The following is a 13,452-nucleotide window of genomic DNA, read 5'->3' on the forward strand; positions in this document are numbered from 1 at the left end:
ATATAATCATAAAATACAGGTTTGGAAATTCCTTCGGCAACAACCTGCGAAGTTTGAACAATGCCGTCATGATCGGCCATCAATTTATCCAGCCGTTCATATTGTTTCACGATTCCACTTCCTTTCATACTAATATTATAAGCATTATTAGTACGAAAGTATACATGCTGAATGCTCTATTCATAAACCGTAATCGGAAAGAAGAAAATGGCTCGATACTTTTGTGCCCTTGGCGTACCCTACCCCTACCTGAGTATTCCGACGATTCAGAGCCTTATTTTACTTGGGTTACCATTCCAATGTCAAGGTGACTAATTTAATGGACGCAAATAATTTAAATACAAAAATAATGGTTTTTTAGAGGCATTCCTTTTTCAAAACTCTAATCATTTTACTGGAGATAGCGACCTGTATCGGTTTGTGGTGACAATTGATATAAATCACTTTAGACATCAAGTCTTTTGATATTTTGAATACATACACTTTAACACCTTTACGGGTTCATGTAGTGTCCAACTTTATGTCCGCCCCCCCGATATGTGAGTATGATAATATCATTGAAAATAAAATTGAACAGTTCTGAATTAAATAATAATTTGATACCTAAAATCAAAAATCAACATAATTGAGCCCATGATTTCCACTAGAAATCCATCTCACTCGGTCTGATTGTTTTCTTATATTTTTGTTTGCTACTATTTGGTTTATCTGGAATTGTCATTTTAACCAATCCTTTTTCCAGTGCAGGTAATAAATAATTATCTCTAAAGGTTTGTCGATGCTTTAGACTTAATAATTCCATTAATTCTTTTGTAGAATAAGCGTTGTCGCCGATCACATTTAGTAATCTTTCAACTTGTTCGGTTACTTGATCGGTCACTTGTCCGGTGTTAGAAACATCATTCAGCGCATTATAAATTGCTTCTAATAAGAATTCAACAAACTGTCCTGAATCTGCCCGATGATCACATTCTCCAAGCACTTTGTAATATTCATCCTGACGTTCCCTAATGAGTGTTTCAATTGGCAGCCAACCGAATAGTGGTTTCCACTTATAAAGTAGCAATGTTTGCCACATTCTCCCCATCCGTCCATTTCCATCGGCAAACGGATGAATAAATTCAAACTCGTAATGGAAAACACAACTTTTAATTAATGGATGTACTTCTGCTTCTTTTGCCCAGATAAACAGATCTTTCATCAAATGTGGAACCTGATTAGCCAGTGGAGCCATATGAACCAGATGATCGCCTGCAAATATACCAACAACACCACTTCTAAAAACACCAGATTCTTTTGATAAATCATTCATTTTGCAATATCAAAGTGGCTCATTTTCAAGTGAGCGTTTGTTTTAAAAGTAGTTCACTTTTAGATTAGCATTTATAGTTTGTAATAGAATTTTTCATTTTTGTATTTTTCATTAATCTAAAAATCACGAAAACACAAAATAATTTACACTACCCTGGATTGCCGAAATCACACAATCATGATTACGGTGTATATTCCGACTGGAGAAGGTTCTTCCGCAAAGACCCGTTATCCGGGTTTCGAATGTGGATCATATATCAATTTTGCCGTCAATAATTTTTGACCACACCGACCATACATGGTTCGTTTTATCATTTTAAGTTTGTTGTTGACCCCTTCAACAAATCCATTAGATAAATCACTGATAACAACATTTTCAATTGCTTCGAGATCTTTTTCCAGCTTTTACCACCCTTTCAATTTATTTGGTGCTTTTATTATATCACTTCAGGTTTTATAAATAGTTTAATAGACGAGTTTTTGCGGAAGAACCCTAAATCGTCGGAATACTCAAATAGTCTTGCCAACATTATAGATTTTTTACGGTCTTTAGCTAATTCTTCTTTTGCGGTAAATGACTTTCATTTATATTAATCAGTTTTTGCTTCACGATTTTCTATCATAAACTGAATTAGATATTCCACATCTTGAGCGTTAGTGCATTGCAATTTCACCTCAGAAATATCACCATATATATCCATCCACGTTAAAAAGTTTTGTAATAGAGAATTGAATCTCAAATCCTTAGTTTGACCGGTTTGAAGACGTAACGTAACAGGTTCAACACAACTATTTATCAAATCAAAAAAACATTGAGAATCCTGAATGTTAAAAAAGGTAAGATCAGTTACATCCTTTATCATATAAGCCACCTCACTTTGCAAAATTCTTTTTATGCCATAATTATATCGCCACTTTTAGCTTGAAACAATAATATTAAAGACTTATAATATAATAAAGCCGCCTATTTACTAAGGAGTGAATTAAAATGTCTATAGAAATTTGTAAGTCGATTATTGCTAGAGAACAACATGAATTAAAGATACGAGGTACACTAATGTTCCCTTGTGCATGCTATTTTTGTGATATAAGCGATTATGTAACTGGAGATATTCCATGGCATTGGCATGAGGAAGTTGAAGTTGTTGTAGTAAGTAGTGGTGCTATGAATATGAGTCTAAACGGAATGAATTTTACCTTAAAGAAAGGTGACGGTGTTTTTATCAATTCTAATGTATTACATTCAATGCAAATTTCAGGTGATGAAGGTTGTATATTAAATACATTTGTTTTCCATCCAAGCTTAATATCAGGTGCAGCAGAAAGTGTTTTTTTGCAGCGTTATGTACGTCCGCTATTAGTATGCGATACATTGCCTTGTGTTCCATTCTATTGTGAAATTGAATGGCAACGTCAAGCTGTACACTGTATTCAAGAAGCTTATGAGTATTATAAAGAAGAGGAATTTGGCTATGAACTGATTGTTCGTGAAAAGTTATCACATATGTGGTACTTAATTGTTAAAAACATGGTGTCAGTTTTAAAGCAACAAAGCCAGAATGTAAATCATAACATAGTACGTATTAAGGTAATGCTGGATTTTTTGCATCATCACTATGAGAAACCACTGGATCTTCAGCAAATTGCTGAAGTTGTGGGTATCAGCGAGAGGGAATGTTTGCGTTGCTTTCAAAAAAACATTGGAATAACACCAATACAATATCTTCTTAAATATCGAATTTCATTGGCAGCACGTTTGCTAGAGGATACTGATATACCTATCACTGAAATATGCACTCGTGTTGGCTTTGACAGCCCAAGTTATTTCTCAAAGATTTTTAAAAGATTTATGCATTTTACACCATCTGATCATCGGAAACGACAAAAAAAGGTTAGATGATTTACAAAAATACCAAATATTTCGAATACATTACCTCCAGTCTGCCTTTGAAATTGATATATAAAAATCAATAAATAAAAAAGAACAGCTATTTAAAGCCATTCTTCAATAAAATATTATTTTTTACTGGAGCTAGCGGGGGGAATCGAACCGCCGACCTACTGATTACGAAACAGTAGGTAAATGGCTTATTCCAGACATTTCTATATGATATGCGACATGTTTACGACACGCTTTACTCTTTTTTTCAATTACTAACTCAAACTTCGCACATTAAAAACACGCTCAAACGTTGATGCAAAGGACTTTTCCTGAAAAAGATCCATTCAGGCACAGGGTTTGAGACTACTTTTTATCATTGCCGGTAAATTTTGAAGAAACTGATCGAGCAGAATAGACATTTTTTCTTCACTAAGTTGAAGAATATCCTGACAAATACTCAACATCAGCTCAATCAATAGAAGATAAGACTCCTGATAAGTGATATCAGCCAGTTCATCACATGTCCAGTAGAACAATTCCCCGATGCTGCGCACATCAAGGTTAAACCGATTTTCCAGTGATAGCATTGTGTAGCGGGTAAAGACAATGGCAACATAGGGCTGTCTGGGCATCAAAAGACAGCCCTCTAAAGGATTTTGTCAGTTTCAGATAGGATTTGCATACTTTGAAAAAAACCTCAATCGCCCTTATGCCGATGTTTCAATTATGCCGATATTTTTAAGGATGGATATGAGGGATACCATATCATAAGCATGCGGAAGTACCCCTTATCCATTTGTCGGCATAACTTATTTCAGGCCGCTGAGCTTTTTCAGAATTTTCTCGTCATCGGCATATTTGAAAGTGATATCTTCCCTGAAAACAGATTTATCATCATCTGCCAGTTTTGACGCCGCTTTTCTCTTCATCTCCAGAGAGGCCTGTGCATAATAAATCAGTGTCGTTTCCTGATTTGAATGACCAAGCCATTCAGCCACGAGAGGTAAAGGAACGCCTGCTATGTACAGATGCAACGCTCGACTATGTCGGAAAAGATGCGGATGTAGATGTGGCAATGTCCGCTCTACACACTGGGCTGATTTTTCATACACTTTCATGAACCGTTGGACATTGTCAGCATACATTTCCGCCGTGAGTTCATTACGAACGGTATAGAAAAGTAGCCTGTCCTGGGACTCCTCCGTATCAGGATGATAATCCTTACAGTATTCCCTAAACAGCCTTGCTACCTCGCTACTGATAGGAGTTACGCGATATTTCTTACCCTTTCCCAGAATGCGGATTTCAGCATCATTATTCTTTGTGATGGCAAAGTCTTTCACCTTGAGATTCAGGAGTTCCTGGTCTCGGCATCCGCTGTCATAAAGCAATGCGATAAAGAACCTGTCCCTCCTGCCGGTTTTCTTCATAATGTCAGGCTGTTTGATGACAAGCTTTGTCTGCTCAATACTAAGGCAGATCAGTTCCTGCTTACGCTGATCCTTAATTCGCGAAATCAGAGCAATATCACTAAGGTCGGAATAGGCGATTTTTCCATTCTTATGGAGATATTCGCAAAAGGTACGTAAATGCGGCAACCACTGGTTGATAGTGGTGCATTCGTTATTTCTTTCGTTTTTCAGCCATTCCATGAATCCGTGGATATTTTCTTATGAAAAGTCACAACACAGGACTTCTGAAAGAGCTTTATTATGCTTTTCCTGGACATATGCAAGGTACAGGTTTAATGCATACCGGTATGAGTCAGCCGTGTTATCGCTTCTCTGCCGGATAGAGAGCAGGTAACTGCCAAGGAATTTCTTGATTAAACAGAACAATTCAGGATCCTTAACTTTACGCATTTTATTCATCGTACCTGAAAATGGTATCGAACTGGCTCCAATCTATTCCGGCAGATTTGCGGAGCCTTTCCGGCAGGATGTGCACATAATAAAGGGTGTCTCTGAATTTGGAATGCCCCATATAGGTGCTGAGATACGGCAGCATTGACATGACATCCCGCCCTTCATCAACCCAACGCATGATGTTGTGACTGGCAAAAGCGTGACGAAGGTCATACGGTCTGGGATTTACGTGTTTTACGAGACCACTTTTGTCCCAGCAAAGATGGAAGTGCTTTGTCATCCACCCGGTATCATAAGGGATGCTATCGGTTCGCTGAAAGAACCATTCTCGAGTACCGGCCAGCTTATCATATCGACGATAAAGTTCCAATAAATCCGAGGACACGATGATATGGCGCTCCTTATTTGAGTAGAGAGTAGCCTTTCGCTGTTTGCCACCGTCTAATACCCATGCTTCACATCCTTCATGGGGCGTTTTTATTGACATATCATCTCAGGTAATTCTGATTGGATTAAAACTTGTCCAATAGGCCGTATCAAATCCGGTCTTACCGTCGTAATAGTAAATGACGGTATCGGCTGGGATGGGCGTAGTTCCTACTGCTGGGGCATTGCCTTTAAATGTGATAGTCAATCCGGTACAAAGGTTAAAGGCGTTATCATTAATCAAGGTCACTGATTCTGGCAGGGTGATGGTTTTGAGCGCTTGACAGTTTTTAAAAGTTGCAGCACCGATAGTTGCAAACGTCGCAGTCTCGGCAAAGCTCACGTTAGTTAAATTGATGCAATTTTGGAAGGCGTAATTCCCCGTTGATGTTACTGCTGCTGGAATCGTAATTGATGTCAGCGCTTGGCAGTCATTAAACGTGTATTCAGCAATGGTTGTAATCTGTGAAGTCCCGGCAAAGGTCACCGTCTCTAAAACGGTACATCCGTCAAAGGCATGCGATTTAATTGTCGTAACCGTTTCAGGAATTGTCATGGCACTCAGCGATGTACAATTTTCAAAAGCATTTAGACCAATGAGGTTTAGCGTTGAGGTCCCGGTGAAGCTTACCGTGGTCAATCCGGCACAGTTTTGGAAAGCATAGTCATCAATTTTCGTGACTTTTTCTGGAATCGTGATGGTTCCCACTGCTGTACACCCCTCGAACGCATACAAGCCAATTGTTGCGACGGTTTCAGGAATTGTGATGGTGGCCAATTTCGAACAATCTCGGAACGCACCATTACCAAAAGTTGTTATTGTTGGCGTCCCGGCGAAGCTTACGGTGGTCAGATTTGTACAGTTTTGGAAGGACCAACCCCCAAACGAAGACACGCTTTGAGGGATTTCAATCCCAGTCAGCGCTATACAGTTATAAAAAGACTCTCTTCCAATGGTTGTAAGTGTTGGCGTTCCGGCAAAGCTTACCGTAGTCAGCCCTGTGCAATTATAAAAAGCATTATCCTTAATCGCTGTCACACTGGCAGGGATGGTAATCCCTGTCAATGATGTACAATCGTCAAAAGTCTCGATTTCAATCGCTGAGAGCCTCGATGTACCAGCAAAGGTCACCGTCGCTAGGTTTGTACAGTTTTGAAAGGCATTTTTACCAATGGTTGTAACCGTTTCGGGAATGGTAATCCCTGTCAGCGCACTACAGCCAATAAAGGTCGCTGGACTAATGGTTGCCAGCACTGAATTCGCAGCAAAAGTCACCGTAGTCAAACTTGTACAATTTTGAAAGGCATTATTGCCAATCGTCGTGACACTAGCAGGGACAGCCATCCCGGGCAACGCACTGCATTCGGCAAAGCCCTGATTGCCAATCGTTTGCAGTGACGAATTTGCGGCAAAGGTTACTGTGGCCAACTGCTCACAATCATAAAATGCCTTTTCGCCAATTGACGTGACCGCTTCCGGAATGGCAATCGCTGTCAATAATTTACTGCCATCGAAGGCCTGAATACCAATGGTTTGAACTGCAGACCCGGCGAAAGTCACCGTGGCCAATGCCGGACACGCCCTGAAGGCACTATTTCCAACCGTCAGTACATTTGCGGGAATCGTGATAGATCCCAATTTCGCACATTCATAAAAGGCCCCGCCATCAATGGTTGTCAGCGCCGCATTTTCGGCAAAGGTTACCGTAGTCAATTCACTGCATGCTCTAAACGCACTGTCACCAATCGACGTGACACTAGCCGGAATGCTAATCTTTGTCAGGGCGGTTTTTGACCTGAATACATTGACGCCAATACCAGTTACTTCAATTCCCCCCACTGTCTCCGGAATAGTCACATCGCCACCAGCTCCAGCGTAGGCAGTGATCATGCCTGCACCATTAATTTGAAATACTCCGGTTGATGGGAACTCCGCGGTAATAACTGGTGAATTGGCGGCATTACTGACGCTTGTTGCCCCTGCCACCGTAAAGAAATTCGCTGTAATGTCTGCTGTGGTATAGGGGTCTTTCAAGGTCAAGGTGATGGTGGCCACATAGGTCGTTGAGGCCGCAAAGGAGGTACCTGCTGTAACAGCCGATCCATCTTTTACACGCCATGCAATCGTTCCGGTATATTGGGCCGTCTCATCAATGATGGAATCTGCTGTTGCCCCATAATAAGGCTGGTTCACGCCCGCAATATCCGCTTTCAGATCTTTAACCGTGACGTTACATGTCGCCGTTTTTCCACCATCAGCAGTCATAACAGTAATGATCGCCGTGCCTTCGGCAACACCGGTCACCTTGCCAGCGGTATCCACCGTGGCAACACTCTCATTATTTGAGCTCCAGTTGACTGCCGGATTCGTTGCATTAGCCGGTGCGACCGTCGCTGTCAGTGTTTCTTCTCCAGCTTTATTAAGTGTGAGATTAGTTTTGTTGAGACTCACCCCGGTGACTGAAACCAGAGGAGCGTCACCGGTTGCCGGGAACTCCGCGATTACTTCCAGCGAATTAGCCGCATTGCTGACTGTTGCCTCTGTCACTGTAAAGAAATCCGCCGAGATATCCGCTGTGGTATAGGGGGCTTTCAAAGTCAGGGTGATGGTAGCTACATAGGTCGTTGATGCTGCAAAGGCACCTCCAGCTGCCAGCGAGTCCCCATCTTTTACGCGCCACTGAATGGTTCCCGAATATTGAGCGGTTTCATCAATGGCAGCCTCCGCTATTGCCTCATAAACAGGCCGGGTCACGCCGGTTATTGCCGGATTCAGGTCTTTTACTGTGACAGTACAGGTTGCGGTTTTATTACCATCAGCGGTGGTAACCGTAATGATCGCCATGCCCTCAGCAACACCAGTCACCTTGCCATCCGTATCCACGGTAGCAATGCTCTCATTATCTGAGCTCCAGCTGACTGCCTTATTAGCAGCATTAGCCGGTGCGACTGTCTCCGTCAGGGTTTCTGCACCATCTTTATTGACAGTGGCAACGGTTTTGTTCAAACTCACCCCCGTGACCGCAACCGGAACGACGACGCCACCACCGCCATCCGTTGACGGAATCACCGGTGGGATAACCACTTCCGGGTCCACGGTATGGGAATCCGGGGCTTTTTCAAAGATAACCCCATCGGCATTGACTTCTGCTCGATGTACTTTCCCCTCGCCTTTCACCGCAGCCGTTCCATCCAGTACCAGGTCATCCACTGTTGTTCCGCTATTCAGGGTCACTGTGCATCCCGCTGCGTCACTTCCCACCGTCAGATTGCCGATGGACGTGTCCTTCCCCTGGGTGGTCAATTTCATATTGGGGGCATTCGCTGTCACACTGTCAAATTGACCTTCCAGAAGCACCACCTGTCCTTCAGCATCTTCGGAGATCACCACTTCCAGGCCGTTCAGATCAAGGGCGACAATCCGCACCTGTCCAGTGGGGGTTGTCTCCACGGTAATTTTTTTGTAACTGCCCCCATTGATATGAATGCTATTGATACCACAGCCGCGAACCACGGTGTCACCTTCTACCGTTACGTTATTCAGGGTAACATCACCATCCCCAACAGCTTCGCTAATGGTCAAATCCCCCTGAATTAAGAGATTCTGGAGGATCACCCCATCAGCGCAAATTTTCACATCGCCCTCGATACTCTGGGTTTCTGTTTCCTGCCCATAAGTGCCAGCTGTGTCATAAACCACCGGTTCGATTACGTTTTTCTCAACTTTCACCATCAGGGCTTCCAGCCGCAGGGAACTTCCGACAGTACCGAGTTGCTCACCATCCTTAATCCACTGGCTTGCATCTTCCGGCAGATCCCCGATATTCTGAACATGGCCCCGGTATAAAACGCTGTAACCGGAAACCGATTGACCGTCAGCATCGGCCAGGATGATTTTAATGGCTTCAATCCGGAGGCTTTCCCCCCGAGTGCCGGCGTATTCCCCATCTTTCGGCCAGGACGTGGTATCGTTTACATCATAAAGCCAACCCTTGTTCTGGACGTGAACATTATAGCGAAGCTCTAGACCGGACGGTATTTCCCCGGTCAGTTTGATTTCAAAGCCCTCAATCCGTTTGGACTGACCGACGGTTCCGATGATTTCCGGACCCTCCACTCAGCTGCCATCAACCGGGACATCACCAACATCCTGAACGTGCCCCCGGTAGGTAACAGCCACCGGGTTTTCAACCGCCAAAACAGTTACCGGCATCGATAAAATAAATACTGCAAAAAAGACGCACCAATAGAATCGTTTGTTGTTCATGAGAATTTCTCCAATCACTTAAATTTTGGCATTTGTATGAAATCATCGAATTCAAACAACCTATTTTAACTTCTCAAATTCCATATCCTGAACGCAAAGATACCTATGTTTATAGATTAACATATGAATATTTAATATGTCAATTTTACTGACAATATTTTTGATCCGCATTTAATGACCGTTATTACCGACTTTTATTGTTAGTGATTTTCTGAAATGACACCATAGCATTATTTTGTTTCGTCCATTGTATCCTTAACCTCCTGAACGTTCGTTCTTTCAGGTTAGTCTACAATAATTCGACCTGTTTTACACTACGCCCTCTTTGTCGAGTAGGCAAGGGGGATTTCACCCCAAGTCTCTCACAGAACCGTACGTGACACTCTCGCGTCATACGGCTCTTGTTATCCAATCGTTGGTTTGATACCCTCCTCCCAATGATAAAAGAGTTTAGTTTTTGAATTGGCTAAATGCACTAACATTCGCCAGGCTTTTCTTTTGCTTTTCTTGACTGTTTTATATTTTCTCTTTAACCACTGTACGAGTGTCTTATTTACATAATCAATTTCTTTTCGTGCTTCTCTGGAACAGAATTTTGTGAAATAATTCATCCATCCTCAAATAATCGAATTTAACTTTTCAGCCAGTGATTCCAGTGAACTTGTTTTGCATGATTTTCTTATTTTTCGGATTTTATCTCTGAAGTTCTGCGCAGAACTTTTACTTACCGCTGGAGAAAAGGCATTGAAGAAATTTCCATTTTTGCTTTTGACAGATCTTCTTCTAAACGTATAACCCAGAAAATCAAACGATTCATTTTCATATCGTTTATTATAACGATCACTTCGGCCGTAAACTATTTTCGTTTTATACGGATGGATTTCCAAACCGCACTCTAACATTCTTTTCTTTAGGTATTCCAACAAATTGAATGCTTCCTGTTCGCTTTGACAGTGTATGACACCATCATCAGCATAACACACCCATGGATTTTGAGGATATTTTCTACTAATCCATGTGTCGAATGCATAGTGCATAAACAGATTTGCAAGAACCGGGCTAATAACACCACCTTGCGATGTACCCAATGACCTTTCTCTTAATTCTCCATCGTTCATCACTATTGGTGCCTTAAGAAATCTCTCAATATAAAGAATGACCCACTTTTCATCGGTATGCCATTTTACTGCTTTCATCATCTTTGTGTGATCAATATTATCAAAAAGTCCTACAATATCAAACTCAATCAGCCATGGCATTTTCCAACAGCGTTCACGTGTTATGGCAACTGCATTGATTGAAGAACGGTTTGGTCGATAACCAAACGAGTTATCATAGAATATGGGTTCTACGATGGGTTCAAACGTCAACCGTACAACCATTTGTGCAATGCGGTCTTCATTCGTCGGAATTCCCAATAGCCGCATTTCCCCATTTCTCTTTGGTATTTCCGCACCTTTTACTGGCTTTTGAAAATAGCTGCCAGAAGACATTCTGTTCCACAATTTATAAAGATTGTTCTTCAGATCTTTTTCATATTTTTCGAAATTGATTCCATCAATCCCACCTGCCCCTTTATTTGCTTTTACACATTTGTAGGCCTGTAATATTTGATATTTTGAAATTTGAAACGACTTTCCTTCTTGCCTAAAATCCTCCCATTTCCGGTTGTTCTATTTTTGAAGTATAGATAACAGAATCCCTTCGCTCCCTTCCCATTACAGGAATTTCATCACTACTACGAATTCTTCCGCACCTGAATGATTCATCGCTACTTTCATCCTTGTCATTTTGCTGCTTGGATTTTTCGCTTAGCATTATCATTCAGGATTATTCTGTTCCTTATAAGAGCCTATGCCATGCTCCTGAAGCTATACACCGGCAGCCATCTGACCAGTAATCAGGTTTCCGTTAGATTAATCCCAACTATGTCTCAAAACGGTTGGTTTTGACTGCATTTTAGTATTAACGATGCTTCTTCGGTCTCTTCACTTTCGTTCAGCTACATGGCACACACCTGACTGATTATTCAGCCTTTTCCGTTTGCGCTCAGCACCATAACTTTTGGTTATAGCACCCAAAGGTGGTTTGAAACCCACACCTGAATGTTGATTTCGAGAGGCCTGCTCTCATCTCTTATAAAGCAAGAATTCAGATTTTCTACTTTCCCTCCTTTCCACTTTCCTGAATCCTTCATGACACACTGAATCGCTTACTAATAGACGGGTTTTTGCGGAAGAACCCCGCCACCCCGTAATATCCAGTTAGCTCCGGTTCTTTTTTATTTTTTGTGGCACCTTGTATTTATGCGCTTACAGAGTTTTTAGATTTTTATCAATCGGTCATACTTTTAGGTGAAGAGTAAAATCAAAAAAATAAAAAAGAATCGCTAATTAAAGCCATTCTTTTAACTAAATATTATTTCTTACTGGAGCTAGCGGGGGAAATCAAACCCCCGACCTACTGATTACGAAACAGTAGGTAAATGGCTTAAAATAGACATTTATGTGTGATATGCGACATGTTTACGACACGTTTTACTCTTTTTTTCGAATGTTTATACTTGTACATGAATTACCACTTTCATTTATTAAACTTTAGAAAACGAATGCACCATTAAATAACTAATGTCTGACCTCTATTCTGATCAACCCCATGCAGTTGCGGACGGATTCCATGATTGTCTTCCAGGTAATTTCCGATGCATAAGAAAATTTCTTTTGATAAGCCAGGCAAAGATTTTCCATGACACTGCTATTTTCCACTTCATCAACGATCAATAGCATATCGGTTAAATAATGCTCTGTACCACGCTTGTTCGCAGTTGCCATCAGCGCCTGATTGAAAACTGTAGGATTCATGTTTTCACCATATAATTGAAGCAGGCTGTGGATGTCATAAAAATCTCTCATGCGGGTATTGGTGGTATTGCGGGAAATAATGGTTTCCAACTTTTCGACCAGAATCGACTCCAGATTGTAAGCCCAGATATCAATTGCACGTTCTTCCAACATCAGCTTGAGTTGATACCGAATTTCTTTAGGGGTAATAATATCACCTGTGGAAATATCCACCTTAAATGGTGTGATCACGCCATCAAACTTTGTCTCGATACTAACCCTGATCCCCGGATACTCGGCTTCATCCATTATCTCACCAATGCTCTTGATATAAAAAGATACACCATCGTCCAAAGGAACCGAGGCAATCGAAGTAACTATCTGCTCAACGTCATCAGCCTTCACATTGATTCCTTTTACCGTGGCATCCAAATCCATGGTCGATCGTGCGTTTAACCCGATCATCGCCGTTACTAGAATTCCCCCCTTCAAAATGAATCGATCTTTATATTCAGAAAGAGAAATTCGCTCCAGAAATCGTTCCATCATATAATGTCGCATCAGCATCTGGGCATCCGCTGCTTTTTTTTTTTGATAGATTACGGATCAAATCCTTCAGTTGTTTTGATGTCTTGATCATAATAGTACCTCCAGATATTGTCGCAAAATTTTTTCAACCCGAAACAGGGATGCATACTGCATTAATGTTCGCAAATTCTTATCTTTGCATCGGACATATTGCTTTATTGCGTCTTGAAAGGTCTGGATTTCAACCCCTTTGCGACTGCGGATCAGATCACAGATGGTTCTTTCCATATCATAAACCGGAACCGTATGTCCAAAGGACGTCTGAGCAGTTGT

General features: G+C 41.4%; 13 protein-coding genes and 1 pseudogene. 1 reads left to right on the forward strand and 13 read right to left on the reverse strand.

Annotation, left to right across the window (positions count from 1 at the left end; translation table 11 throughout):
- Positions 1 to 643: 643 nt before the first annotated feature.
- From U2P91_RS17135 to U2P91_RS17145, 3 genes are all read right to left on the reverse strand, one after another.
- On the reverse strand, positions 644 to 1,312 hold the full coding sequence (locus U2P91_RS17135) for a Fic family protein (protein WP_242988530.1): 669 nt from the start codon (positions 1,310 to 1,312) through the stop codon (positions 644 to 646).
- Positions 1,313 to 1,539: 227 nt separating this feature from the next.
- Positions 1,540 to 1,713, reverse strand: coding sequence for a transposase (locus U2P91_RS17140; protein WP_256372227.1), 174 nt, complete (start codon positions 1,711 to 1,713; stop codon positions 1,540 to 1,542).
- Positions 1,714 to 1,901: 188 nt separating this feature from the next.
- Positions 1,902 to 2,174: a hypothetical protein gene (locus U2P91_RS17145; RefSeq protein WP_111889323.1), complete on the reverse strand. Its 273-nt coding sequence runs from the start codon at positions 2,172 to 2,174 to the stop codon at positions 1,902 to 1,904.
- Positions 2,175 to 2,299: 125 nt separating this feature from the next.
- Between U2P91_RS17145 and U2P91_RS17150 the strand changes: the two genes are divergently transcribed.
- Positions 2,300 to 3,211 carry an AraC family transcriptional regulator gene (locus tag U2P91_RS17150; protein ID WP_111889322.1) on the forward strand — a complete coding sequence of 304 codons (912 nt, stop codon included), beginning with the start codon at positions 2,300 to 2,302 and terminating at the stop codon, positions 3,209 to 3,211.
- Between the two features lie 326 nt (positions 3,212 to 3,537).
- On the opposite strand, the gene U2P91_RS17155 is transcribed toward U2P91_RS17150, so the two are convergent.
- The 10 genes and pseudogenes from U2P91_RS17155 to U2P91_RS17195 form a co-directional block, all read right to left on the reverse strand.
- Entirely contained in the window at positions 3,538 to 3,828 is a 291-nt protein-coding gene (locus U2P91_RS17155; RefSeq protein WP_162624556.1) for a hypothetical protein, read from the reverse strand.
- A gap of 174 nt (positions 3,829 to 4,002) precedes the next feature.
- Entirely contained in the window at positions 4,003 to 4,845 is an 843-nt protein-coding gene (locus tag U2P91_RS17160; protein ID WP_111889320.1) for a tyrosine-type recombinase/integrase, read from the reverse strand.
- A gap of 18 nt (positions 4,846 to 4,863) precedes the next feature.
- A complete protein-coding gene (locus U2P91_RS18000) occupies positions 4,864 to 5,064 on the reverse strand; it encodes a site-specific integrase (RefSeq protein WP_416173391.1) in 201 nt (66 codons plus the stop codon).
- Complete coding sequence (locus U2P91_RS17165; protein WP_111889319.1) at positions 5,057 to 5,545, reverse strand: hypothetical protein; 489 nt, start codon at positions 5,543 to 5,545, stop codon at positions 5,057 to 5,059. Before U2P91_RS17165 ends, U2P91_RS18000 begins: the two co-directional genes overlap by 8 nt.
- 6 nt (positions 5,546 to 5,551) lie before the next feature.
- On the reverse strand, positions 5,552 to 9,601 hold the full coding sequence (locus U2P91_RS17170) for a leucine-rich repeat protein (RefSeq protein WP_111889318.1): 4,050 nt from the start codon (positions 9,599 to 9,601) through the stop codon (positions 5,552 to 5,554).
- Complete coding sequence (locus tag U2P91_RS17175) at positions 9,602 to 9,751, reverse strand: hypothetical protein (protein ID WP_162624555.1); 150 nt, start codon at positions 9,749 to 9,751, stop codon at positions 9,602 to 9,604.
- Between the two features lie 404 nt (positions 9,752 to 10,155).
- Positions 10,156 to 10,362 (reverse strand): group II intron maturase-specific domain-containing protein, encoded by a 207-nt coding sequence (locus U2P91_RS17180; RefSeq protein ID WP_322520065.1) that lies wholly within the window; start codon positions 10,360 to 10,362, stop codon positions 10,156 to 10,158.
- Between the two features lie 6 nt (positions 10,363 to 10,368).
- On the reverse strand, positions 10,369 to 11,376 hold the full coding sequence (ltrA, locus tag U2P91_RS17185; RefSeq protein WP_322520066.1) for a group II intron reverse transcriptase/maturase: 1,008 nt from the start codon (positions 11,374 to 11,376) through the stop codon (positions 10,369 to 10,371).
- A 999-nt stretch (positions 11,377 to 12,375) separates the two neighbouring features.
- Positions 12,376 to 13,231 (reverse strand): annotated as a pseudogene (locus U2P91_RS17190) (nucleotidyl transferase AbiEii/AbiGii toxin family protein).
- Positions 13,228 to 13,452, reverse strand: a 225-nt coding sequence (locus tag U2P91_RS17195; RefSeq protein ID WP_416173392.1) for a type IV toxin-antitoxin system AbiEi family antitoxin domain-containing protein, incomplete at its 5' end; no start/stop codon positions are given. The pseudogene U2P91_RS17190 and the gene U2P91_RS17195, both read right to left, overlap by 4 nt.

The sequence above is a fragment of the Acetobacterium sp. K1/6 genome, from assembly GCF_034438075.1.
GTDB classification, from domain to species: Bacteria; Bacillota; Clostridia; order Eubacteriales; family Eubacteriaceae; genus Acetobacterium; species Acetobacterium carbinolicum.